Origin of the sequence: Lysobacter enzymogenes, assembly GCF_900106525.1 — a bacterium.
Classification (GTDB): domain Bacteria; phylum Pseudomonadota; class Gammaproteobacteria; order Xanthomonadales; family Xanthomonadaceae; genus Lysobacter; species Lysobacter enzymogenes.
Window position 1 is genome coordinate 217,407 of sequence record NZ_FNOG01000003.1, and the last position, 21,748, is coordinate 239,154.

General features: G+C 68.9%; 23 protein-coding genes. 15 read left to right on the plus strand and 8 right to left on the minus strand.

The annotated features are described in order from the left end of the window. Positions 1–113: 113 nt before the first annotated feature. Complete coding sequence (locus tag BLU84_RS08590; protein WP_074866490.1) at positions 114–599, minus strand: DUF456 domain-containing protein; 486 nt, start codon at positions 597–599, stop codon at positions 114–116. A 215-nt stretch (positions 600–814) separates the two neighbouring features. Here BLU84_RS08590 and BLU84_RS08595 point away from each other — a divergent pair, with 215 nt between their 5' ends. Beyond that, positions 815–1,024, plus strand: coding sequence for a cold-shock protein (locus BLU84_RS08595; RefSeq protein ID WP_057943363.1), 210 nt, complete (start codon positions 815–817; stop codon positions 1,022–1,024). Between the two features lie 552 nt (positions 1,025–1,576). Here the strand turns inward: BLU84_RS08595 and BLU84_RS08600 are convergent. The 3 genes from BLU84_RS08600 to BLU84_RS08610 form a co-directional block, all read right to left on the minus strand. Beyond that, positions 1,577–2,686: a M35 family metalloendopeptidase gene (locus tag BLU84_RS08600; RefSeq protein ID WP_074865259.1), complete on the minus strand. Its 1,110-nt coding sequence runs from the start codon at positions 2,684–2,686 to the stop codon at positions 1,577–1,579. Positions 2,687–2,906: 220 nt separating this feature from the next. Further along, entirely contained in the window at positions 2,907–3,419 is a 513-nt protein-coding gene (locus BLU84_RS08605; protein ID WP_074865263.1) for a glycine zipper 2TM domain-containing protein, read from the minus strand. Between the two features lie 244 nt (positions 3,420–3,663). Then, positions 3,664–4,119, minus strand: coding sequence for a cytochrome c (locus BLU84_RS08610; RefSeq protein ID WP_074865265.1), 456 nt, complete (start codon positions 4,117–4,119; stop codon positions 3,664–3,666). Positions 4,120–4,391: 272 nt separating this feature from the next. Between BLU84_RS08610 and BLU84_RS08615 the strand changes: the two genes are divergently transcribed. Further along, entirely contained in the window at positions 4,392–5,228 is an 837-nt protein-coding gene (locus BLU84_RS08615; RefSeq protein WP_074865269.1) for a tRNA threonylcarbamoyladenosine dehydratase, read from the plus strand. A 130-nt stretch (positions 5,229–5,358) separates the two neighbouring features. Here the strand turns inward: BLU84_RS08615 and BLU84_RS08620 are convergent, their stop codons facing one another. Beyond that, positions 5,359–6,147, minus strand: coding sequence for a TatD family hydrolase (locus BLU84_RS08620; RefSeq protein WP_074866493.1), 789 nt, complete (start codon positions 6,145–6,147; stop codon positions 5,359–5,361). A 25-nt stretch (positions 6,148–6,172) separates the two neighbouring features. Beyond that, positions 6,173–6,391, minus strand: coding sequence for a DUF6116 family protein (locus tag BLU84_RS08625; protein WP_074865274.1), 219 nt, complete (start codon positions 6,389–6,391; stop codon positions 6,173–6,175). 216 nt (positions 6,392–6,607) lie between these two features. On the opposite strand from BLU84_RS08625, the gene BLU84_RS08630 reads away from it, so the two are divergent. The 7 genes from BLU84_RS08630 to BLU84_RS08660 all read left to right on the plus strand — a co-directional run bounded on the left by BLU84_RS08630 (position 6,608) and on the right by BLU84_RS08660 (position 16,107). Next, positions 6,608–7,444, plus strand: a complete 837-nt coding sequence (locus BLU84_RS08630) for a glycine zipper 2TM domain-containing protein (protein WP_074865277.1) — start codon at positions 6,608–6,610, stop codon at positions 7,442–7,444. Between the two features lie 371 nt (positions 7,445–7,815). Further along, positions 7,816–8,979, plus strand: a complete 1,164-nt coding sequence (locus BLU84_RS08635) for an acyl-CoA dehydrogenase family protein (protein WP_074865279.1) — start codon at positions 7,816–7,818, stop codon at positions 8,977–8,979. A 181-nt stretch (positions 8,980–9,160) separates the two neighbouring features. Continuing rightward, on the plus strand, positions 9,161–9,718 hold the full coding sequence (locus BLU84_RS08640; RefSeq protein WP_074866496.1) for a GNAT family N-acetyltransferase: 558 nt from the start codon (positions 9,161–9,163) through the stop codon (positions 9,716–9,718). Beyond that, complete coding sequence (locus tag BLU84_RS08645) at positions 9,715–10,365, plus strand: glutathione S-transferase family protein (protein ID WP_232518461.1); 651 nt, start codon at positions 9,715–9,717, stop codon at positions 10,363–10,365. Before BLU84_RS08640 ends, BLU84_RS08645 begins: the two co-directional genes overlap by 4 nt. A 123-nt stretch (positions 10,366–10,488) precedes the next feature. Beyond that, the gene (locus tag BLU84_RS08650) at positions 10,489–12,726 is read left to right on the plus strand and encodes a thiamine pyrophosphate-dependent enzyme (RefSeq protein WP_074866498.1); all 2,238 of its coding nucleotides are present in this window, start codon (positions 10,489–10,491) and stop codon (positions 12,724–12,726) included. A gap of 5 nt (positions 12,727–12,731) precedes the next feature. After that, positions 12,732–14,711 carry an asparagine synthase (glutamine-hydrolyzing) gene (asnB, locus tag BLU84_RS08655; RefSeq protein WP_074865286.1) on the plus strand — a complete coding sequence of 660 codons (1,980 nt, stop codon included), beginning with the start codon at positions 12,732–12,734 and terminating at the stop codon, positions 14,709–14,711. 199 nt (positions 14,712–14,910) lie between these two features. Beyond that, a complete protein-coding gene (locus BLU84_RS08660) occupies positions 14,911–16,107 on the plus strand; it encodes a S1 family peptidase (RefSeq protein ID WP_074865289.1) in 1,197 nt (398 codons plus the stop codon). 65 nt (positions 16,108–16,172) lie between these two features. On the opposite strand, the gene BLU84_RS26280 is transcribed toward BLU84_RS08660, so the two are convergent. Then, complete coding sequence (locus BLU84_RS26280; protein WP_139174834.1) at positions 16,173–16,388, minus strand: hypothetical protein; 216 nt, start codon at positions 16,386–16,388, stop codon at positions 16,173–16,175. Between BLU84_RS26280 and BLU84_RS08665 the strand changes: the two genes are divergently transcribed. After that, positions 16,378–16,845, plus strand: a complete 468-nt coding sequence (locus BLU84_RS08665) for a hypothetical protein (protein WP_074865291.1) — start codon at positions 16,378–16,380, stop codon at positions 16,843–16,845. The two genes, BLU84_RS26280 and BLU84_RS08665, sit on opposite strands and share 11 nt — an antisense overlap. Before the next feature lie 81 nt (positions 16,846–16,926). On the opposite strand, the gene ygfZ is transcribed toward BLU84_RS08665, so the two are convergent. Next, entirely contained in the window at positions 16,927–17,790 is an 864-nt protein-coding gene (ygfZ, locus tag BLU84_RS08670) for a CAF17-like 4Fe-4S cluster assembly/insertion protein YgfZ (RefSeq protein WP_074865294.1), read from the minus strand. Between the two features lie 30 nt (positions 17,791–17,820). On the opposite strand from ygfZ, the gene BLU84_RS08675 reads away from it, so the two are divergent. From BLU84_RS08675 to BLU84_RS08695, 5 genes are all read left to right on the plus strand, one after another. Beyond that, positions 17,821–18,042, plus strand: a complete 222-nt coding sequence (locus BLU84_RS08675) for a DUF1674 domain-containing protein (protein WP_074865297.1) — start codon at positions 17,821–17,823, stop codon at positions 18,040–18,042. A gap of 106 nt (positions 18,043–18,148) precedes the next feature. After that, complete coding sequence (gene sdhC, locus BLU84_RS08680; RefSeq protein WP_074865300.1) at positions 18,149–18,544, plus strand: succinate dehydrogenase, cytochrome b556 subunit; 396 nt, start codon at positions 18,149–18,151, stop codon at positions 18,542–18,544. Continuing rightward, positions 18,541–18,939 carry a succinate dehydrogenase, hydrophobic membrane anchor protein gene (sdhD, locus tag BLU84_RS08685; RefSeq protein ID WP_074865303.1) on the plus strand — a complete coding sequence of 133 codons (399 nt, stop codon included), beginning with the start codon at positions 18,541–18,543 and terminating at the stop codon, positions 18,937–18,939. Before sdhC ends, sdhD begins: the two co-directional genes overlap by 4 nt. A gap of 42 nt (positions 18,940–18,981) precedes the next feature. Further along, positions 18,982–20,736, plus strand: coding sequence for a succinate dehydrogenase flavoprotein subunit (gene sdhA, locus BLU84_RS08690; protein ID WP_232518517.1), 1,755 nt, complete (start codon positions 18,982–18,984; stop codon positions 20,734–20,736). 15 nt (positions 20,737–20,751) lie between these two features. Beyond that, positions 20,752–21,540, plus strand: coding sequence for a succinate dehydrogenase iron-sulfur subunit (locus tag BLU84_RS08695; protein ID WP_074865308.1), 789 nt, complete (start codon positions 20,752–20,754; stop codon positions 21,538–21,540). Positions 21,541–21,748: the final 208 nt, after the last annotated feature.

A 21,748-nucleotide genomic window follows, 5' to 3' on the forward strand; every position in this document is an offset into this window, starting at 1 on the left:
CGAAGGCGGGCGACGACCGTCGCGGAGGGCGGCGGCGCGAGGCGCCGCAGTCTTGCATCGCCGCGCGAACGCAGTGTGAATCCAGCGTGGCTCTCAGGCTCAGGCTATAGGTCTCAAAAGAACCACGCGAACGCGAACACGCCGACCATCGCGAACGCCAGGCCGAGCTTGAACACCGTGCCCACGATGATGCCGACCCAGGTGCCGATGCCGACCTTGGTGGCCTGGTCGAGCTGGCGGGTGTGGATCCACTCGCCGAGCAGCGCGCCGACGAAGGGCCCGACGAACACGCCGATCAGGCCGAACGCCAACCCGGCGAAGGTGCCGATCACCGAACCTATGATCGCCAGCCGGCTGGCGCCGACCCGCTTGGCGCCCATCGCGGTGGCGACGAAGTCCACCACCATCGACAGCACCGTCAGCACGGCCAGCACCGTAAGGGTGATCCAGCCGACTTTTTCGAATCCGGACACCCAGGCCGCCAGCAACATTCCGCCGAACACCAAAGGCATGCCGGGGAGTGCCGGGAGGATGGTTCCGACGATTCCGACGATCACCAGAACTGCGGCCAGGATGTAATAAAACGTGTCCGGATTCATGCTTTCTTCCTGCCCGGACAGGCGGCCCGGGGTGGTTTGCATTTTGACCGATGTCGGGGTACGTTGCGGGCGCTGCGTTTGCCAAGGGTCACCGTGAATCGTGGCCCGATGCGGTAGATCCACCGATCCGCTACATCGTTGCACCTCGCTTCCTCCTTGCAACCAGCACGCGAACGTTCGCGTTAACAACACCACGTTTCAGGGAGAGAGTAGCGATGTCCGGGAAAGAAATCGGAACCGTCAAGTGGTTCAACGATGCCAAGGGTTTTGGCTTTATCAGCCGTGAAAACGGCGAAGACGTCTTCGTGCATTTCCGCGCCATCCAGAGCCAGGGCTTCAAGAGCCTGAAGGAAGGCCAGAAAGTGTCGTTCACCGTGGTCCAGGGCCAGAAGGGCCTGCAGGCCGATGCGGTAGAACCGTTGTAAGACGCTTCATGCTTCATGTTGCGGCGCCGCATAGCCGGCTTGCCGCATAGAAAAGCCCGGCTCAGGCCGGGTTTTTCTTTGCGTATACTTTTGATGGAAATCACAAATACGATTATCGGCCCGAGCGCGCTGCTGGTGCGGTAATCGTGGCTGCCGAACGGCTGCCCAGAAACATAAAGCGGCGGGGACCGTCCGGGTCCCCGCGCGCCGCGACCGCCATCCGTGGCCGCCGGCACCGTCCCTGTGCCGGCGATGCGATCCGGCGAGCCCGTCCTCGCCCCGCGCCGGTATCGCCGCGCGCCGTCCTTGGCACGCAGAGCCTGCCTTCGGAGGTTGCCGCGGGCCTCGCCTCCCGTGCCGCCTCCGCCGCCGTCCTGGCGGGCCACGCGCTTGCTGCGCCGGCTCGAACCATCCAACGCATCGAGCGCGCCTGCGGGGTTGAGTCCCGACACAAAAAAACGGCCCGCACAAGGCGGGCCGCTGGCAGCGTGGGCGATGCGGCGGCAGGCGCCGCCGCATCGCTTCCGGCTGGGTTCGAACGTAAGCGCGAACTCAGTTCTGGAACGGGGTGTTTTCGGCGAAGTACTCGTGGTTGTCGGCGTTGTCGAGCGCGTTGGTCGGGTTGCTCGTGGCCAGGCTCTTGGCCGCGGACTGGCCGTAGGCGTGGTCGTCGGTGCCGGCCACCACGGTGAAGTGGCTCATCTCGTGGACCAGGGTGCCGGCCTTGGAGTCGGTGCCGGTCAGCGGCGCGTTCCAGAACGCGTTGCACACGTAGATCTGGTACGGCTGGTTCGCATACACGTAGGCGTAGGCGCTGCTGGTGCAGCCGCAGTTGATGGTGATCTGGCCGTTGCTCTGATCCAGCGCGGTGTCGATGGCCTGGAAGTGCGAGCGCGCGGTCGAGTAGCGGCTGGAGGTGTAGGCGCCGAACCAGGTGGTGTAGCGCGGGCCGACGGTGCCGCCGTTGAGATAGCCCTTGGCGTTTTCGGCGTAGGCGCGCGCCTGCACCACGGCCTGGCCGGCGCTGCTGGTGCGCGCGCTGGTGCAGCCGACGTAGTTGACGCCGTTGACCACCGCCTTGGTGCCGGCGTCGGGCTTCTTGGCCGCGGCGAGGCTGGCGCCGCCGAGGCGGTCGACGCCGTTGACCCACAGCTGCAGCGGCGCGCTCTGCGCGCTCATCGGCAGGCCGTTGGCCTGGTGCAGCATGACTCGGTCGGATGTGGACGCGTGCTGCAGCGGCGCGCGGAAGGCGACCACGTACTGGCCGGTGCGCGACAGGTCGTAGCCGGCGGCGAGGTCGACGGTGCGGCGCACGGTCTGGCCCGGCCGCAGGATGGTGAAGTCCTTCGCCTCCGGCACGCCGCGCTTGACCATCTTGCCCTCGTAGGCGACCGGCTCGCCGTTGAAGCTGATCGAGAACAGCTTGGCGTCGAACTCGTTGTCCGGCAGCTGCCACGAGGGCAGGCGCAGGGTCTTGTTGCTGGTGTTGGTGAGGGTGATCTCGACCGCGCCGAGGAAATCGTCGCCGGCGCCGGTGGCGGCAACGATGCCGACGCGCAGCGGATTGTTCTGCCCGGCCGACGGCGGCGTGGCCACGGCGGCGGCGATCGCGCCCGACAGCACGGCGCCCACGGAAACCACATGCACGAAGCGAAGGTTCATTCCGATCTCCTGATCTTGCGATGACGAGGCCCGCGATACGGGGCGCAACGACGCTAGCGCAGGGCCGGGCCGATGAAGAGATCGATTAGTGCATTAGTTCCGCGGCCAATCGTGATGTCGTTGGTGGACTTGAAACCTGGCCGACACAAAAAAAACGGCCCGTGATGCGGGCCGTTTTTTCTCGTTACATTGTTTCATCGCGCCCGCGGGCGCGGCGCGCTCAGCGGATGTAGACGCGGCCGTTGGCCACGCGCACATAGGTGTTCTCGCGGATGCCGTCGAGGTTCTTCTGGGTGACGACCTGGGTGCGGCCGTCGTCCATGCGCACGTAGACGTTGTAGCTCGGCGCGCCGACCCGGTTCTGGATGGCGTTGCCGGCGACCGCGCCGGCGACCGCGCCGGCCACGGCGGCGGTGTTCTTGCGGCCGGTGCTGTCGGTGTGGTCGTCGGCGATCTTGCGGCCGGCGACCGCGCCGACCAGACCGCCGAGCACCGCGCCGGTGGCGCTGGGGGCGGTGCTCTGGGTGCTGATCTGCTCGATCCGGGTGACGATGCCGCAGTCGTAGCAGCGGTTCTGGTTGCCGTAGCCCGGCTGCGGCTGCTGCGGATAGTTGTTGTTGTACCCGCCGCCGCCATAACCGCCGCCGCCGCCATAACCCGAGGTGGCGCAGCCGGCCAGGGCCAGCGAAGCCGCCGCAGCGACGCCCAGCAAACGGATGTTCTTGGTATTCATTGCAGGCTCCTGCGTTGTGCGATGCGAAGTGGCGAACCGTCGCCACGCGCTTGCCAAGCTAAAAGCCGCTACGTGAACGGGTGTTCAATTCCGGCGCCTTGGCGGTGCCGGTTGGAGTACGCGTTCAGGTTGCCAGAGGCGACCGGTCGTGCGGTGCCGGGCGCGGATCGGCGCCGGCCCGAAACGCGAACGGCGCGACCCCGAGGGGCCGCGCCGTCGCGGTGCCGCGATGCGGGCGTTGCGCTCAGCCGCGGAAATCCTGATGGCAGGCCTTGCAGGCCTCGCCGATCTGTTCGGCCACGGTGGTGACGCCGGCGCAGCTCACCGGCGGATTGGCCAGGGCGTTGTCGAGCGCGGCGCGCATCTTGGCCGAATGCTGGGAGAAGCGCGGATCGTCCTTGAGCCCGGGGAAGGCCGGGTCGAGGTCGTCGGCCATCGTGCGCAGGGTCTTGATGTGCGGCAGCGTGTCGGTGGCCGCGCAGCGGTTCTGCTTGACCTTGCCGTTGAGCTCGCCCAGATGCCAGGCCTGCACGTGCATGACGCTGTCGGGGAAATGGTCCTTGCGCTGATTCAAGGCGTTCATCGCCATCACCGTGGCGACGATGCCGCCGACCAGGCCGATCAGAAACAGGAACAGGTACTTCGAACCATTGCCTTTGCGCTTCGGCGCGGCGGCGGTGGTGGGCTGGGTGTCGCTCATTGCCTGGCCTCCATCCAAGATCGCGGCACGATAGCACGCGCGGATGTGAGCTTGAGGTCATGCGCGGCGCGGGGGCGGGCAGGGCGCAGGCGACCTTGCGCGGCCGGCGCGCGCGAGTTCTTCGTGCCGGAATCGGGGCTCGCAGCCGGGTCTCGCAACCGGGGCATGCGAGCGCGGCTCGCGGTCGCGGGCGCCGCACCGGCGCGCCTGCGGCCCGCTGTTTTCCACGCCCCGGGACGGCGCGCGCGGCCGCGCCGCTTACAATAGGCGCAATGAACGCCATCGCTTCCGACACTTCCGTTTCCGCCGCCGACGCCATCTGGCAAGAGCGCTTCGCCGGCATCGACCGGCTCTACGGCCAGGGCGCCGTCGCCCGCTTCCGCCAATGCCGCGTGGCCGTGGTCGGCATGGGCGGGGTCGGTTCGTGGGCGGTGGAAGCGCTGGCGCGCACCGGCATCGGCCACCTGACCCTGATCGACGCCGACGACCTGTGCGTGTCCAATACCAACCGCCAGTTGCCGGCGCTGGCCGGGCAGTACGGCCGGGCCAAAGTCGAGGCGATGGCCGAGCGCTGCCGCGCGATCAATCCGGCGATCGAGGTCGATGCGGTGCAGAGTTTTCTCACCCCGTCCAACCTTTCCGAACTGCTCGATCGCGACTTCGATGTGGTCCTGGACGCCTGCGACAGCTTCCGCAGCAAGGTCGAGCTGATCGCCTGGTGCCGGCGGCGCAAGCGGCCGGTGATCGTGGTCGGCTCGGCCGGCGGCCGCACCGATCCGACCCTGGTGCGGGTGCGCGATCTGTCGCGCACCGAGCACGACGCGATGCTGGCGCTGATCCGCAAGAAGCTGCGCAGCGAATTCAATTTCCCCAAGAACGCCAGCCGCTACTTCAGCGTGTCGGCGATCTATTCGCTGGAGAACGTGAAGTACCCGCAGCCAGACGGCACGGTGTGCGGGCTGCGGCCGAAGCTCGACGGCGACGCCGCGCTCAAGCTCGATTGCGGCGCCGGGCTGGGCGCGGCGACGCACATCACCGGGGTGTTCGCGTTCGCGGCGGTGGGGCGGGCGCTGGAGATTTTGTTGAAGGGCAAAGCGGCGACGGTTTGATTCGCGGTGTCTGGCCGACAAGCGTCGGGACTGAAGTCCCTCCCACAAGAGTACGACTGAAGTCGCTGCAGGCAGCGCTTTGTGGGATGGGCTTGCTGTTGTGGGGAAGCTTGCTCTTGTGGGAGGGACTTCAGTCCCGACGCTGTTCTTCCGGCGCTTGCGCATCCAACCCGAACAACCGCCGCGCATTGGCCGAAGTCGCCTGCGCCACTTCCTGCGCCGACACTCCGCGCAACTGCGCGATGGTCGCGCAAACCTCCGCCAGCCGCGCCGGCTCGTTGCGCTGGCCGCGGATGCCGGCATCGGGCTGGTCCGGCGCGTCGGTTTCCAGCAGCAGGAATTCCAGCGGCATCGTCGCCGCGATGCGCCGCAGCCGTTGCGCGCGCTCGTAGGTCACCGGCCCGCCCAGGCCGAGCAGGAAGCCTTGTTTCCACAGCTGCTGGGCCTGCTCTTCGCTGCCCGAATAGCTGTGCACCACGCCGCGCAAGCCGCCGACCCGGCGGATCGCGGCGATCACCGCGTCCACCGCGTGGCGCGCGTGCACGATCAGCGGCAGGTCGAACTCGCGCGCGAGCTCCAGCTGGCCGTCGAAATAGAACGACTGCGCGTCGCGGTCCAGACCTTCGATGTAATAGTCCAGCCCGCATTCGCCGACCGCGCACGGGCGCTCGCGCTGCAGCCATTCGCGCAGCAGCGGCAGGTGCTCGCGGCGGTGCGAGTCCAGGAACATCGGGTGCAGGCCGTAGGCCGGATGCAGTCCCGGCGAGGCGGCGCAGACCTCGCGCAGCTTGGGCCAGCCGGCGGCGTCGATCGCCGGCACCACCTGCGCGTGCACGCCGGCGGCGCGCGCGCGCGCGACCACTTCGGCGCGGTCCGGATCGAATTCCGGCGCGTCGAGGTGGCAGTGGCTGTCGATCAGCACGACGGGCCTGCTGCGGCGCGGTTCAGCGCGGCGCCGGCGGCGGCTCGATGCTCGGCTGCTTGCGCTTCTTCCAGTTGGCCAGCAGCAAGGTGCCCAGGCCGAGCAGCAGCTCGTCGATGAACGGGATGAAGTCGGGCACCACCAGGTCCAGCGCGAACAGGCCGGCGGTCAGCAGGAACAGCCGCGGATAGCTCAGGCGGCCGAGGAAACCCATCAGGGGAGCGAGCAGCGGATTGGCCATGGCGTTGGGCGGGTGGGTGTGATGCAGTTGGCAAACACGCTAGCACGCGGCCGGCGCGGGGTTCATTCCAGGGACAGATTGGCGCCAAATAGGGCCGATTCAATAGGCACCGGTTCAGCTTTCCAGTGGTGGAATTAGTCCGCCCAACGCGATCTTTACAAATTGTAAGGATCGTACCGACGACCACCGCGGTTCCCCCGCTGCAGGAGGCTCCAAATGAACAAGAATTTGATTGCTGTCGCTATCGCGTCGCTGTTGGTAGGCGGCGTGGCGGTCGCGGCTTTCCAGAGCTTCCGCGGCCCCGCCGCGCCGGCGGCCGCGCTGACCCCGGCCACGATCCCGGCGCCGGCGCCGGAGGCGCCGGTCAACGGCGCCACCCCGGCCGGCGACCTCGCCGCCACCGGCGCGATCAACACCCAGCCGCAGGTCGATTACGCCGACGTGGTCAACGTCAAGCCGATCAACCAGAAAGAAAAACTCTATGCGACCGTGATCGGCACCGATCCGGTGCGCGAGACCAACACCGTCTCGACCCCGCGCGAAGTGTGCGAGGACGTGGTGGTGCAAGAGCGCCTGCCCGAGCGCGACGGCAACGTCGGCGGCACCGTGGTCGGCGCGGTGGTCGGCGGCCTGCTCGGCAACCAGATCGGCAAGGGCAACGGCCGCAAGGCCGCGACCGCCGCGGGCGCAGTGGCCGGCGGCTTCGTCGGCAACCGCATCGACCGCAATCACGTCGGCGGCCGCGTGGTCAACAAGACCGAGCGCCAGTGCCACACCGTGTCCGACACCTCGCAGTCGAGCAAGGTGGTCGCCTACAACGTGACCTACCGCAATCCCGACGGCACCACCGGCACCATGCGCACCGAGACCAAGCCCGGCAGCCGCATCTCGCTGGGTTCGGAAAACAAGGTGGTCGGCTACAACGTGACCTACCGTTACCAGGGCCAGGAGCAGACCGTGCGCATGGACGAGCGCCCGACCCAGCGCCTGCCGGTGGTCAACGGCCAGGTGGTGACCCAAACCGCCTCGCTGGCGGCCCCGGGCCGCGGTTGATCGAATCGGCGCCCGCGCAGGGCGCAAGCGTCGCGATAAAGCGGGGCCGGTCGAGCCGGCCCCGTTTTTTTTTGCGTGAAGGGCTGCGCGAAAGAATAAATTTTCTGTGCGGCCGGGCGGCCGGACGCGCGCGGCGATATTTTCTTCGCCGCTGGCGCCGCGCGCCGAAGGCTTTCTCGTGTGCGCCGGAAATCCCTTGAAAACAGCGCTCCCGCGCCGCGTCGCAGGCGCATGCGCGCGCGCACGGAAACCGCTTCCGCCGGCGCGATAAGCGCCGCGTTCGCGGTTATCCGCCCGCTGTGGCCTTACCCCGGCTACGCCCGGCCATTACAATGGCCGTCTTTCTGCCCCGAACAAGGTCTCTGAGCGCGATGGCCCTGCATCCCTACGATCTTTACGACGTCCGTTCCCTGCTCAGCGAAGAGGAGCGCGCCGTACAGGACACCGTGGCCCGCTTCACCGACGAGCGCGTGATCCCGATCATCGGCGACGCCTTCGACCAGGGCCGGTTTCCCAAGGAGCTGGTTCCGGAGATCGCCGGGCTCGGTTTGCTGGGTTCCTCGCTGCCCGAGCAGTACGGTTGCGCCGGCCTCAACGCGGTCAGCTACGGCCTGATCTGCCAGGAGCTCGAGCGCGGCGATAGCGGCATCCGCAGCTTCGTCAGCGTGCAGTCCTCGCTGTGCATGTACCCGATCTACGCCTACGGCAGCGAAGAGCAGCGTCAGCGCTGGCTGCCGGGCATGGCCCGCGGCGAGATCATCGGCTGCTTCGGCCTGACCGAACCGCACGGCGGCTCGGATCCGGCCAACATGAAGACCAACGCCAAGCGCGACGGCGGCGACTGGGTCCTCAACGGCTCCAAGATGTGGATCACCAACGGCAACCTCGCCGACATCGCCATCGTCTGGGCGCAGACCGAGGACGGCATCCAGGGTTTCGTGGTCGAGAAGGGCATGCCCGGTTTCGCCGCCCAGGAAATCAAGCACAAGATGAGCCTGCGCGCGTCGGTGACCTCGTCGCTGTTCTTCGACAACGTGCGCGTGCCCGACGCCAACCGCCTGCCCAACGTCAAAGGCCTCAAGGGCCCGCTGGGCTGCCTGACCCAGGCCCGCTACGGCATCACCTGGGGCCCGATCGGCGCGGCCATCGCCTGCCTGGACGAAGTGCTGGGCTACACCAAGGAACGCATCCTGTTCAACCGTCCGGTCGCGGCGACCCAGTCGGCGCAGATCAAGATGGCCGAGATGGCGCGCCGCATCACCCTGGCGCAGTTGCTGGTGGTGCAGCTCGGCCGCCTCAAGGACGCCGGCAACATGCAGCCGACCCAGGTCTCGCTGGCGAAGTGGAACAACTGCCGCATGGCCATCGACATCGCGCGCGAATGCCGCGACCTGCTCGGCGGCGCCGGCATCACCACCGAGCATTCGGCGATCCGCCACGCGCTGAACCTGGAATCGGTCATCACCTACGAGGGCACCGAGACCGTGCACCAGTTGGTCGTGGGCCGCGAGCTGACCGGGATCAACGCGTTCTGAGGCTGCGCCGCGCGATGCGGCAACGCTGTTCCTTCTCCCGCGTGCAGGAGAAGGTGGCCCGAAGGGCCGGATGAGGGCGCGCGGTGCCGCTGGCCCCAGCGGCCCTCACCCCAACCCCTCTCCCGCAGGCGGGAGAAGGGCTTTACGAAGGCTAGCGGGCGCAAGGGGAAAACGATCCATGATGACGATCGCCGACATCGAACTGGAAACCCCGCGCCTGATCCTGCGCCCGCCGCGGCTGGAGGATTTCGACGCCTGGGCCGATTTCATGAGCGCCGGCGACTATCTGCAGTACATCGGCGGCCCGCAGCCGCGGCCGATAGCCTGGCGCGGGATGATGTCGGTGATCGGCTCCTGGGCCGCGCTCGGCTATGGTTTCTTCTCCGTCTACGAAAAGTCTTCCGGGCGCTGGATCGGCCGGCTCGGCCCGTGGCAGCCGGAAGGCTGGCCGGGCACCGAGGTCGGCTGGGGCATCGTCGAGAGCGAAGGCGGCAAGGGCTACGCCAGCGAAGGCGCGACTGCCGCCATCGACTGGGCCTTCGATCACCTGGGCTGGAGCGAGGTGATCCACACCATCGACGCCGGCAACCTCGCTTCGAAGGGCGTGGCGCGTAAGCTCGGCTCGCGCTACCTGCGCCAGGACCGCTTGCCCGAACCCTTCCACGAGAAAGAAGTGGAAGTGTGGGGGCAAAGCCGCGAGGAATGGCGCGCGCGGCGCAAGGCCGGGGCGGCGGCGTGATCACCGTCCACGGCTTCTCGCCGTCCGGCAACTGCCACAAGCTGCGCCTGCTGCTGGAGCAACTCGGCGAGCGCTATCGCTGGGTCGAGGTCGACAGCAGCCGCGGCGAGACCCGCACCGCGCAGTTCCTCGCCCTCAATCCCAACGGCAAGGTGCCGGTGGTGGATTTCGGCGACGGCCGCACGCTGTGCGAATCCAACGCGATCCTCTACTACCTGGCCGACGGCAGCGCGTTCCTGCCGGCCGACCTGTGGCAGCGCGCGCAGGCGCTGAGCTGGATGAACTTCGAGCAATACAGCCACGAGCCGTGCATCGCCGTGGCCCGCTCCATCGCCGGCTGGACGCCGCTGGATTCGCCGCGCCGCGCCGACCTGCCGGCGCTGCGCGAGCGCGGCCACCAGGCGCTGGCGGTGATGGAGCGCCACTTGCAGACCAATGCGTGGTTCACCGGCGAGCGCTACGGCATCGCCGACATCGCCTTGTTCGCCTATACCGATGTCGCCCCGCACGGCGGCATCGCTTTGGACGCGTATCCGGCGCTGCGCGATTGGCTGGCGCGGGTGCGCGCCACCGCGGGCTTCGTCGCCTTGCCCGAACCCGACGCGCAGGCCGCGCAGCGGATCGCCGCGACCCTCGCTTCTTCCTGAATTCCCCCTAGTCGAGCCGGCCCGCACAGGGCGGCGGAGTCCCCGATGTCAGCGCAACCGCAGTCTTCGATCTTCAGCCAGACGCCGAACTTCAACCCGGTCGCGAGCCCGATTCCGGCGCGCATGAAGGGCCTCAACCGGGCCGAAATCTGCGACGTCAATTTCGTCGAGTTCGTCAAAGCCTGGAACGGCCGCAGCGACGCGCGTCCGGCGCCGGGCGAAGCCATCCTCGACGGCAGCGCGCTGGACGCGCGCGGCTTTCGCGAACTGTTCGAATCGCAGTTGATCAGCCGCCACCTCGACCTGATGGCGCGGGTGCTGCGGGTGCAGAACAAGGTCTTCTACACCATCGGCTCCAGCGGCCACGAAGGCAATGCGATGGTCGCGCGCGCGGCGCGCCACACCGATCCGGCGTTCCTGCACTACCGCAGCGGCGGCTTCATGGCCGAGCGCTTCCGCAAGCTGCCGGGCATGGATCCGGTGATGGATTCGGCGCTGTCGTTCGCCGCCAGCGCCGAAGATCCCGCGTCCGGCGGCCGCCACAAGGTGTGGGGCAGCAAGCCGTTGTGGGTGCTGCCGCAGACCTCGACCATCGCCTCGCATCTGCCCAAGGCGCTGGGCACCGCGGTGGCCATCGAGACCGCGCGCCGCCTCGGCCACGGCCTGCCGATTCCCGACGACAGCATCGCCATCTGCTCGTTCGGCGACGCCTCGGCCAACCACGCCACCGCCCAGACCGCGTTCAACGCCGCCGCCTGGACCGCGTACCAGAAGCTGCCGGCGCCGGTGTTGTTCGTGTGCGAGGACAACGGCATCGGCATCTCGGTGAAGACGCCGGGCGGCTGGATCGGCAACCGTTTCCGCAACATGGACGGGCTGGACTATTTCGCTGCCGACGGCCTGGACCTCGCCAGCGGCTACGCCGACGTGCAGCGCGCAGTCGAGCATTGCCGCAGCACCCGCCGCCCGACCTTCCTGCACCTGCGCACCACCCGCATCATGGGCCACGCCGGCACCGATTTCGAAATCGAATGGCGCTCGGTCGAGGAGCTGTGCGCGGTCGAGGCCAGCGATCCGTTGCTGCGCTCGGCGGCGATCGCGCTGGAGTCGGGCTTGATGTCGAAGGACGACGTGCTCGACCTCTACGAAGCCACGCGCCAGCGTTGCTTCGCCGCGGCCGAGGAAGCCGACCGCCGGCCCAAGATCGAAACGCTGGAACACGTGATCGCGCCGCTGGCGCCGTACACGCCGGCCGCGGTCGCGGCCGAAGCCGGGCGCGCGGATTACAGCGAGCGCCGCCTGCAGGCCTTCGGCAGCGAGGCCAAGCTGCCCGAAGCGCAGCCGCCGCGGCATCTGGCGATCCAGATCAACAACGCGCTGCACGACCTGTTCGCCAAGTACCCCGAAACCTTGCTGTTCGGCGAGGACGTGGCGCAGAAGGGCGGCGTCTACACCGTCACCAAGGGCCTGCAGAAGGCGTTCGGCCCGCGCCGGGTGTTCAACACCTTGCTCGACGAGACCATGATCCTCGGCCTGGCCCAGGGCTTCGCCAACGTCGGCCTGCTGCCGATCCCGGAAATCCAGTACCTGGCGTACTTCCACAACGCCTGCGACCAGATCCGCGGCGAGGCGGCGTCGCTGCAGTTCTTCAGCAACAACCAGTATCAAAACCCGATGGTCGTGCGCATCGCCGGCCTGGGCTATCAGCGCGGTTTCGGCGGCCACTTCCACAACGACAACTCGATCACCGCGCTGCGCGACATCCCCGGCCTCGTCGTGGGTTGCCCCTCGCGCGGCGACGACGCGGCGACCATGCTGCGCACCCTGGCCGCGCTGGCCAAGGTCGACGGCCGCGTGGCCGTGTTCCTGGAGCCGATCGCGTTGTACATGACCAAGGACCTGTACGAAGCCGGCGACGGCCAGTGGCTGACCTCGTACCCGGCGCCGGACCAGGCCATGCCGCTGGGCGAGGGCCGGGTGTATGGTGAGGGCGACGACCTGGTGATCTTCACGTATGGCAACGGTGTCCCGATGAGCTTGCGTGCCGCCCGTCAGATCGAACAGGCCCACGGCTGGAAGGCCCGCGTGGTCGACCTGCGCTGGCTGGTGCCGCTCAACGACGCCTACATCGCCGAGCAGGCGCGCGGCGCCAAGCGGGTGATCGTGGTCGACGAAGGCCGCCGCAGCGCCGGCGTGGGCGAGGGCGTGATCACCGCGTTGGCCGAGGCCGGTTTCGGCGGCGTGCCGATGCAGCGCGTGGTCGGCGTCGACACCTACACCCCGCTGGCCGGCGCGGCGTTCCTGGTGATTCCGGGCGAAGAGGACATCGTCCGCGCCGCCGACGTGCTGGCGAAGGGCTGACGCCGATGTGCGGACTGGCCGGACTGCTGCGTCCGCGCAACGATCTCGACCAGGAGCATCTGCAGGCGCTCGCCGCTTCGATGGGCGAGGCGCTGCATCACCGCGGTCCCGACGACGACGGCGTCTGGGCCGACCCGCAGGCCGGCATCGCGCTCGCGCATCGCCGGCTGAGCATTCTCGACCTGTCGCCGCTGGGCCATCAGCCGATGGCCTCGGCCGACGGGCGTTTTGTCGTCGCCTACAACGGCGAGGTCTACAACTTCGCCGAACTGCGCGAACAGCTGCGCGGGCTCGGCCACGGCTTCCGCGGCCATTCCGACACCGAAGTGCTGTTGGCGGCGGTCTCGCAATGGGGCGTGGAAGCGGCGATCGCGCGCTGCAACGGCATGTTCGCCATCGCCCTGTGGGACCGCGAGCGCGGCGAGCTGTGGCTGGCGCGCGACCGCGTCGGCAAGAAGCCGCTGTACTACGGCTGGGCCGGCGACACCCTGGTGTTCGGCTCCGAACTCAAGGCGTTGTGGCGGCATCCGCAGTTCGACAACGGCGTCGACCGCGACGCGCTGGCGCTGCTGCTGCGCTACGACTACGTGCCTTCGCCGTACTGCATCCACACCGACACCTGGAAGCTGGCGCCGGGCGCGATCGCGCGCTTCGACGCCGCGACCGTCGCGCGCGGCCCCGGCGCGCACGACCCGGCGCGCGACCAGCAGCGTTATTGGGACGCCGCCGAGCGCATGCGCGCGGCGATCGCCGACCCGTTCGACGGCGACATCGACGCCGCCGAGGATCGCCTGGACGAACTGCTGCGCGAAGCGGTCGGCCTGCGCATGGTCGCCGACGTGCCGGTCGGGGTGTTCCTGTCCGGCGGCACCGATTCGTCGGTGGTGACTTCGCTGATGCAGGCGCTCAGCGCCAAGCCGGTGCAGAGCTTCACCATCGGCTTCGAAGGCTCGCACCACGACGAAGCGCCTCTTGCGCTCGAAGTGGCGCGGCACCTGGGCACCGCACACACCGAGCTCTACGTCAGCGGCGGCGATGCGTTGGCGGTGGTGCCGCGGCTGCCGGCGATGTTCGACGAACCCTTCGCCGACGCCTCGCAGGTGCCGACCGCGCTGGTGTGCAAGCTGGCGCGCGATCTGGTCACGGTGGCGCTGTCGGGCGACGGCGGCGACGAATTGTTCTTCGGCTACAAGCGCTACGAGCGCGCGCTGCGCAACCTGAGCCTGCTGCACCGCGTGCCGGCGCCGCTGCGGCGCTGGCTGGCCGGGCGCGCGCAGGGCCACGGCGAAGCCTCGCGCGCCGGCGGCTTCGCCGCGTTCGCCGCGGAAATGGGCGCGCGCGGGATCGGCGATGTCTACCGCAACCGAATCGTGCGCTGGCGCTTCCCGCAGGCGGCGGTGCCCGGCGCGCGGCTGCCGCCGACCCTGTACGACCTGGCCGAACCGCTCGACGGCCGCGGCAGCGCGGCCGACGCGATGATGCTGGCCGACTACAGCGTCTATCTGCCCGACGACCTGCTGTGCAAGGTCGACCGCGCCAGCATGGCGGTCGGGCTGGAAGCGCGCGCGCCGCTGCTGGACACGCGTGTGGCCGAGTTCGCCTGGTCGCTGCCGCTGCACTACAAGCGCGGCGACGACGGCGGCAGCAAGCATCTGCTCAAGCGCGTGCTCAAGCGCTATCTGCCCGACGCGATGGTCGACCGCGGCAAGCGCGGCTTCGGCGCGCCGGTGTCGCAATGGCTGCGCGGCGACCTGCGCGAATGGGCGCAGACGCTGCTGGATCCGGACACGCTGCGCGCGCAAGGCTATTTCGACGTCGATCTGGTCGACGGCCTGTGGCGCGCCTTCGTCGACGGCGAGAAGCGCTGGCACACCCACCTGTGGAATGTGCTGATGTTCCAGGCCTGGCACGAGCACTGGCGCCAGCAGCGCGACCACGCCGGCGAGGCGCTGGCGCGCTCGACCAGCGGAGAAGGCGGGCTCTGACACCCGCGGCGGGGGCGGGCAGGGCGCTGCGCCCGTCCGCGACCGGCGGCGCAAGCGGTGCTGTGATGAGCGCCCGCTCATGGGTAAACTCCGGTCACGGTTGGCCTTAGGGGGAGCCAAGGGCCGGACGTCCCTGTGAATCCGCGCGCCCCGGGTCGCTTCCGCCCGCCGGGTGCGGTCGCGTTAGGAAAACCGACCCATGCGTTTGTCCGTGTCCCCGATCTTCGCTGCGCTGGCGCTCGCCGCGCTGGCCGTGCCCGCGCTGGCCGCGCCGCCGCGCAACAACGCGCCGATCGTGCCCAGCGCCGCCGAGCTGGCGGTGTACGTGCCGCCGTCGATGCTGACCTCCAACACCTACCTGCCGCGCGTGAACATGTGGGTGGAACCGGGCAAGGCCCTGGGCGACGCGCTCGACGAGGTCGGCCGCCGCTATTTCCCCACGTTGCACGTGGTGCCGGCGGCCAAGGACGAGCATTACGGCCTGCTGCTGGACCTGGCGCCGAAGTGGTCGAGCGAAGCCGGCAAGCTGACCCTGACCGTGCCCTTCGATGTCTACGGCGCCGACGGCAAGAAGCTCTACAGCGGCACCAGCGCGCAGAGCACGGCGCTGAAGTACGGCAATTTCAGCGCCAGCGCGCAGGTGGTGACCCGCCAGGCGGTGCAGGAGGTGATGGCGCAGGTGCAGACCGCGCTCAAGCCCGACCCGACCAAGTTCCCGGCCACCGCGGCGACTTCGAAGATCGACCTGACCGCGCTGGTCGACCGCAGCAAGCCGCTGCGCACCGGCACCGCGTTCTTCGTCAACAAGGACGGGCAGCTGCTGACCGCCGCGCATGTGGCGCGCAACTGCGTGGCGTTGGAAGCGCACCAGGACGGCGCGACCTTCCCGGTCAAGGCGCGCGCCGCCAGCGACCTGCTCGATGTCGCCGTGCTCGATTCGGGCAAGCCGCGCGCCACCGCATTGGGGTTGCGCCAGGGCCAGGCGATCGAGCTGGGCGAGTCGGTCACCAGCGTCGGCTATCCGCTCAAGGGCTTGCTCGGCGATTCGCCCAACGTCACCCGCGGCAACGTCAGCGCCAGCCGCGGCCCGCGCGGTTCGATGGGCATGTTCCAGTTCTCCGCGCCGATCCAGCCCGGCAACAGCGGCGGCCCGATCGTGTCGGACAACGGCGAACTGCTCGGCGTGGCGGTGAGCACGCTCAACGCCGAAGCCATGGCCAAGCTCGGGCTGATTCCGCAGAACGTCAATTTCGCCCTCGACGGGCGCTACGTGGCGATGTTCCTGCAGCGCGAGAAGGTGCCGTTCGAAACCATCCGCGCGCAGGGCGTGGGCAGCATGCAGGTCGCCAACCAGGCCGCGCTGTCCAACACCGTCCAGCTCAACTGCTACCAGTAAGGGGCCGCCATGATCCGTTCTTCGTTGCTTGCGCTGTCCCTGCTGGCGCCGTTGGGCGCCGGCGCCTACGAACCGGCGCGCACGCCGATCCAGTCGCCGGTGCCTGCGCCGGCGGTTGCGCCTGCGCCCGTCGCGCCTGCACCCGCTGGCGCACCCGCGTCCGCCGCACAGGCGTCGGCATCCGCATCCGCTGCGGCGGCGCCTGCGCCCGCGCCGGCTACGACGCCGGTCGCCACTGTCGTCGCGCCGAAGCCCGGCGCCTTGCCGGCGATGCGCTTCATCGCCTCGGTCGCCGAGGAAGAGATCTACACCGGGCTCAAGGCCGATCCCAACTTCGCCGCGCTGGACAAGGAGCTGGTCGGCAGCCCGTTGTCGCTGATGGTCACCCACACCCTGCGCCCGACCGCCGGCGGCATGGCCGCGGGCCTGCTCAGCGCGGTGCTGGCCGGCAGCACGCTGGGCCTGATCCCGATGGTCAGCAGCGAACGCCTGGTGATCAAGTACGACGTCATGCTCAACGGCCGCCCGCTGACCAGCTACACCTTCGAGCGCACCGCCACGCGCGCGCAGAACCTGTGGACGGTGGAAGCCGGCGGCCTGGGCAAGGCCGGCATGGAGTGGGTCAAGTCGACCGTGCCCGAGGCGGCCGCCAAGATCGCCAAGGATCCGGCGGTGCTGGCGTTGCGCCAGGAGATGGATTTCTACTTCCCGCCCAACGCGGTCGCCGCGAGCCACTGAGCGCGGCGCGGCCGGACAGGGCGCGGCGATCGCCGCGCGGATGGCCGGACAAGGCGCGGCGATTGCCGCGCCTTGCGCGTTTCAGCGTTCCAGCCCGGCGCTCAGCGCCTGCGGCTGCAACTGCGCGGCGCCGGTCTGAGCCGGCGTGGGCGCGCGGTCCAGGCCGATCACCGCCAGCGCCCACGGCGCGGCGACGGCGACGATTTCTCCCAGCGCATCCTCGCCGGCGAGCGCTTTGGCGCCGGCTTCGAGCTCGCCTTCGCTGCGATAAAGCGCCAACCCGCGCTTGGCCTTGCCGAGGAAGTGGGTGCGGGCGACGATTTCCTGGCCCGGATAGCAGCCTTTCTTGACGCTGTAGGCGCGCAGCCGGTCCAGCGACAGCTGCTGCGGCGTCCATTGCTCGGCCTGCGCAGCCGGCAGGCGCGGCAGGCCGTGGCGCAGATCGGCCTGCGCCCACAGCGCCGCCAGCGCCGCATCGGCGGCCGCGGCCTGCGCAACCGGCACGATACGCAAAGCGCGCGCGCCGCCTTCGCCGCTCATGTCGATTTCCAGCGAATCGTCGGCGTTGCCGGCGATAGAAGCGCCCGCGGCCTGTTCCGGCGCGCCGAAGCGGCCTTCGATCACGCGGTCTTCACGCAGTTCGATCGCGACCTTGCTGCGGAACACGAAGCGCTTGAGCGCCAATGCCAGCGCGCCGGCATCGGCGTCGGGCACGGCCAGCCAGATCTGCTGCTCGGACAGGCGAAGCAGCGCAAACAGCGCCACCACACGGCCTTTGGGCGTGAGCCAGCCGCTCCATTGCCAGTGGCCGTCGGCCAGGGCTTTGACGTCGTTCATGAACTGCGCCTGGGCGAAGACCGCGGCGTCGCGGCCCTCCAGGGCGATGAGTCGCTGGCCGGGCAGGGCGAAGACCTGTCCGGGCAAGGCTTGCGGGTTGTCAGGCATGGGGGCCGGGAATTAATATTTAACGCTGTGATGATAGGCGAAACCACCCCGGAAGCACGTTCGGACCAAGAGTCCGAGACCCCGGCGACTCCCGTACCCGCTACGGGAGGCCACTCGCCTTCCGCCAAGGACGCTTCCCAGGAGCACGACGCTCCCAGGCAGCATGCTCCCAAAGAGCACGGTGGTCGCGAAGGTCTTGAACCGACCCGCTACGGCGACTGGGAAAAGAACGGGCGCTGCATCGACTTCTAGTTGGTCGGTCCGTCCGCGTCGCATTTCAAGCGCACCCCCACACCGGCGTTTTTACACGCTTCCCCGCCACGCGGCGCCGCCGCCCAGCCGAGATTGCCATACCCTCATGGCGAACCGCGAACGACCTTTGTCGCCACACCTGCAGGTTTACCGCTGGCAGGTTCAGATGGTGACCTCGATCCTGCACCGCGCGACCGGTGTCATCCTTTCCATCGGCGCCCTGCTGATCGCCTGGGGCCTGACCGCCCTGGCCGCCGGGCCGGAGGCATGGGCGAGTTTCGTCGCCTGCGCGCGCTCGCCGCTGGGCTTCCTGATCCTGTTCGGCTGGACCTGGGCGTTCGCCTACCACCTGCTCAACGGCATCCGCCACCTGGTCCAAGACGCGGGCTTCGGCTACAAGGTCCAGACCTTCGTGCGCAGCGGCTGGGTCAGCGTCATCGGCAGCCTGGTGCTGACCGCGCTGATCTGGATCGTGGCGATGATGTCGCGAGGTGGCGCATGAGCATCTTCAGCCAAAAAGAACTGCGCACCGCGCTCAAGTCGGCGCGCGGCCTGGGCTCGGCCAAGTACGGCACCGAGCACTTCGTGGTCCAGCGCGTCACCGCGATCGCGCTGATCTTCCTGAGCCTGTACGTGGTCGGCCTAATCGTGTCGTGGATCGGCGGCGACTACGCCAGCGTCCGCGCCAGCGTCGCCCATCCGTGCAACGCGGTGCTGCTGAGCGCGTTCCTGATCGCGATGTTCTGGCACGCCCGGCTCGGCCTGCAGGTCGTGGTCGAGGACTACGTGCACGCGCCGCTGCTGGCGGCCGCGTCGCAGATCGCCATTGTTTTCGTTTGCGTACTCGCGGCCCTGGCCAGCGTGCTCGCCATCATCCGCATCGCGCTGGGAGCCTGATCCGTGGCCTCTGCCTACAAGATTCAAGAACACACTTTCGACATGGTCGTGGTCGGCGCCGGCGGCGCCGGCCTGCGCGCCACCTTCGGCTTGGCCCAGAAGGGCCTGAAGACCGCCTGCATCACCAAGGTGTTCCCGACCCGTTCGCACACCGTGGCGGCGCAGGGCGGCGTGGCCGCGGCGCTGGCCAACATGGGCGACGACAACTGGAAGTACCACTTCTACGACACCGTCAAGGGCTCGGACTGGCTCGGCGACCAGGACGCCATCGAGTACATGTGCCGCGAAGCGATTCCGGCCATCATCGAGCTGGAACACTACGGCGTGCCGTTCTCGCGCACCGACGACGGCAAGATCTACCAGCGTCCGTTCGGCGGCATGACCACCAAGTTCGGCAAGGGCCCGCCGGCGCAGCGCACCTGCGCCGCGGCCGACCGCACCGGCCACGCGATCCTGCACACCCTGTACCAGCAGTCGCTGGCGCACGACGCGCAGTTCTTCATCGAATACTTCGCCCTCGACCTGATCATGGACGAGCACGGCGCCTGCCGCGGCGTGCTCGCGCTGGACATGGCCGAAGGCACTCTGCACCTGTTCAAGGCGCAGGGCACGGTGCTGGCCACTGGCGGTTACGGCCGCGCCTACTTCAGCGCCACCTCGGCCCACACCTGCACCGGCGACGGCGGCGGCATGGCCCTGCGCGCCGGCCTGGGCATGCAGGACATGGAGTTCGTGCAGTTCCACCCGACCGGCATCTACGGCGCCGGCTGCCTGATCACCGAAGGCGTGCGCGGCGAAGGCGGCATCCTGCGCAACGACAGCGGCGAGCGCTTCATGGAGCGCTACGCGCCGAGCGTGAAGGACCTGGCCCCGCGCGACATGGTCAGCCGCGCGATGACCATGGAAATCCGCGACGGCCGCGGCGTCGGCGAGCACAAGGACCACATCCTGCTCGACCTGACCCACCTGGGCCCGGAAGTGATCCACAAGAAGCTGCCGGGCATCGCCGAATCGGCGCGCATCTTCGCCGGCGTCGACGTGGAGAAGCAGCCGATCCCGGTGATCCCGACCGTGCACTACAACATGGGCGGCATCCCGACCAACTATCACGGCGAAGTGGTGCAGCTGCGCGACGGCAACCCCGACGCGGTGGTGCCGGGCCTGTACGCGATCGGCGAAGCGGCCTGCGTGTCGGTGCACGGCGCCAACCGCCTGGGCTCGAACTCGCTGCTCGACCTGGTGGTGTTCGGCCGCGCGGTCGCCAACCGCTGCGCCGAGACCATCACCCCGGACGGCAAGCAGGCGCCGCTCGCCGCCGATGCCTGCGACGTCGCGCTGGCGCGCCTGGACAAGCTGCGCAACGCCAGCGGCAGCACTCCGACCGCGGTCATCCGCGACAAGATGCAGCGCACCATGCAGGCCGACGCGGCGGTGTTCCGCACCAGCCAGACCCTCGCCGAGGGCGTGGCCAAGATGCGCGACATCCACGCGTCGTTCGCCGACGTCAAGGTCACCGACCGCTCGATGGTGTGGAACTCGGACCTGATCGAAACCTTCGAGCTGGCCAACCTGCTCGACCAGGCCCTGGTCACCATCGTCTCGGCCGAGAACCGCAAGGAATCGCGCGGCGCGCACGCGCACGAGGACTTCCCCGAGCGCGACGACCACAACTGGCAGAAGCACACGCTGTGTTGGGTGGACGAGAAGGGCGACACCCGCATCGACTACCGCCCCGTCCACATGCAGCCGATGTCGGGGGATGTCGAATCGATCCCGCCGGCCAAGCGCGTCTACTGATCAGGAGTCGCCGACATGGCCCAATTCTCACTGCCGAAGAACTCCAAGATCCAGAAGGGCCGCCACTGGGCGACGCCGGGCGCCAAGCAGCCGCGCACCTTCAAGGTCTACCGCTGGAACCCCGACGACGGCATGAACCCGCGCGTGGATACGTACGAGGTCGATCTGGCCACGTGCGGCCCGATGGTTCTGGACGCGCTGATCAAGATCAAGAACGAGATCGACCCGACCCTGACCTTCCGCCGCTCCTGCCGCGAAGGCATCTGCGGTTCGTGCGCGATGAACATCGACGGCACCAACACCCTGGCGTGCACCCGCGCCATCGCCGATTGCGGCGACGCCAAGGGCGACGTGCCGATCTATCCGCTGCCGCACATGGACGTGGTCAAGGATCTGGTTCCGGACCTGACCCACTTCTACGCCCAGTACGCCTCGATCCGCCCGTGGCTGCGCACCCAGAGCCCGACCCCGTCGGACCGCGAGCGCCTGCAGTCGCCGGCCGACCGCGAAAAGCTCGACGGCCTGTACGAGTGCATCCTGTGCGCGTGCTGCTCGACCAGCTGCCCGAGCTACTGGTGGAACGGCGACCGCTACCTCGGCCCGGCGATCCTGCTGCAGGCCTACCGCTGGATCATCGACTCGCGCGATGAGGACACCGGCGCGCGTCTGGACGACCTGGAAGACCCGTTCAAGCTCTATCGCTGCCACACCATCATGAACTGCGCGCGTACCTGCCCGAAGGGCTTGAACCCGGCGCAGGCCATCGGCGAGATCAAGAAGCTGATGCTGCAGCGACGGATCTGACGCTCCCGGCTCCCAGCGCCTGAGTCGAGCGCAACGACGCCGCCGTCCGCACCGCGGGCGGCGGCGTTTTCGTTGGCGCCGTCGCATCGGCCACAGGTGCAGTGGCGGCCGCGCGCCGTTTGGCGGAGGATGCGCGCTGGCGCTCGCCGGCCGTGGGCCGGCGCCGCGCCCCGTTCGCATCGCCGCGCCGCGCGCGGCCTTTCAGGGA

Bases quoted from the DNA above. Each gene is read 5' to 3' on its own strand.
- BLU84_RS08650 (WP_074866498.1), top strand. From the start codon at position 10,489: ATGAAGGGCCTCAACCGGGCCGAAATCTGCGACGTCAATTTCGTCGAG.
- BLU84_RS08660 (WP_074865289.1), top strand. From the start codon at position 14,911: ATGCGTTTGTCCGTGTCCCCGATCTTCGCTGCGCTGGCGCTCGCCGCG.
- BLU84_RS08605 (WP_074865263.1), bottom strand. From the start codon at position 3,419: ATGAATACCAAGAACATCCGTTTGCTGGGCGTCGCTGCGGCGGCTTCG.
- ygfZ (WP_074865294.1), bottom strand. From the start codon at position 17,790: ATGCCTGACAACCCGCAAGCCTTGCCCGGACAGGTCTTCGCCCTGCCC.
- BLU84_RS08635 (WP_074865279.1), top strand. From the start codon at position 7,816: ATGGCCCTGCATCCCTACGATCTTTACGACGTCCGTTCCCTGCTCAGC.
- BLU84_RS08640 (WP_074866496.1), top strand. From the start codon at position 9,161: ATGACGATCGCCGACATCGAACTGGAAACCCCGCGCCTGATCCTGCGC.
- BLU84_RS08625 (WP_074865274.1), bottom strand. From the start codon at position 6,391: ATGGCCAATCCGCTGCTCGCTCCCCTGATGGGTTTCCTCGGCCGCCTG.
- BLU84_RS08600 (WP_074865259.1), bottom strand. From the start codon at position 2,686: ATGAACCTTCGCTTCGTGCATGTGGTTTCCGTGGGCGCCGTGCTGTCG.
- BLU84_RS08615 (WP_074865269.1), top strand. From the start codon at position 4,392: ATGAACGCCATCGCTTCCGACACTTCCGTTTCCGCCGCCGACGCCATC.
- BLU84_RS08590 (WP_074866490.1), bottom strand. From the start codon at position 599: ATGAATCCGGACACGTTTTATTACATCCTGGCCGCAGTTCTGGTGATC.
- BLU84_RS08595 (WP_057943363.1), top strand. From the start codon at position 815: ATGTCCGGGAAAGAAATCGGAACCGTCAAGTGGTTCAACGATGCCAAG.
- BLU84_RS08695 (WP_074865308.1), top strand. From the start codon at position 20,752: ATGGCCCAATTCTCACTGCCGAAGAACTCCAAGATCCAGAAGGGCCGC.
- sdhA (WP_232518517.1), top strand. From the start codon at position 18,982: ATGGTCGTGGTCGGCGCCGGCGGCGCCGGCCTGCGCGCCACCTTCGGC.
- asnB (WP_074865286.1), top strand. From the start codon at position 12,732: ATGTGCGGACTGGCCGGACTGCTGCGTCCGCGCAACGATCTCGACCAG.
- BLU84_RS08610 (WP_074865265.1), bottom strand. From the start codon at position 4,119: ATGAGCGACACCCAGCCCACCACCGCCGCCGCGCCGAAGCGCAAAGGC.
- BLU84_RS08665 (WP_074865291.1), top strand. From the start codon at position 16,378: ATGCGCTTCATCGCCTCGGTCGCCGAGGAAGAGATCTACACCGGGCTC.
- sdhD (WP_074865303.1), top strand. From the start codon at position 18,541: ATGAGCATCTTCAGCCAAAAAGAACTGCGCACCGCGCTCAAGTCGGCG.
- sdhC (WP_074865300.1), top strand. From the start codon at position 18,149: ATGGCGAACCGCGAACGACCTTTGTCGCCACACCTGCAGGTTTACCGC.
- BLU84_RS08630 (WP_074865277.1), top strand. From the start codon at position 6,608: ATGAACAAGAATTTGATTGCTGTCGCTATCGCGTCGCTGTTGGTAGGC.
- BLU84_RS26280 (WP_139174834.1), bottom strand. From the start codon at position 16,388: ATGAAGCGCATCGCCGGCAAGGCGCCGGGCTTCGGCGCGACGACAGTG.
- BLU84_RS08675 (WP_074865297.1), top strand. From the start codon at position 17,821: ATGATAGGCGAAACCACCCCGGAAGCACGTTCGGACCAAGAGTCCGAG.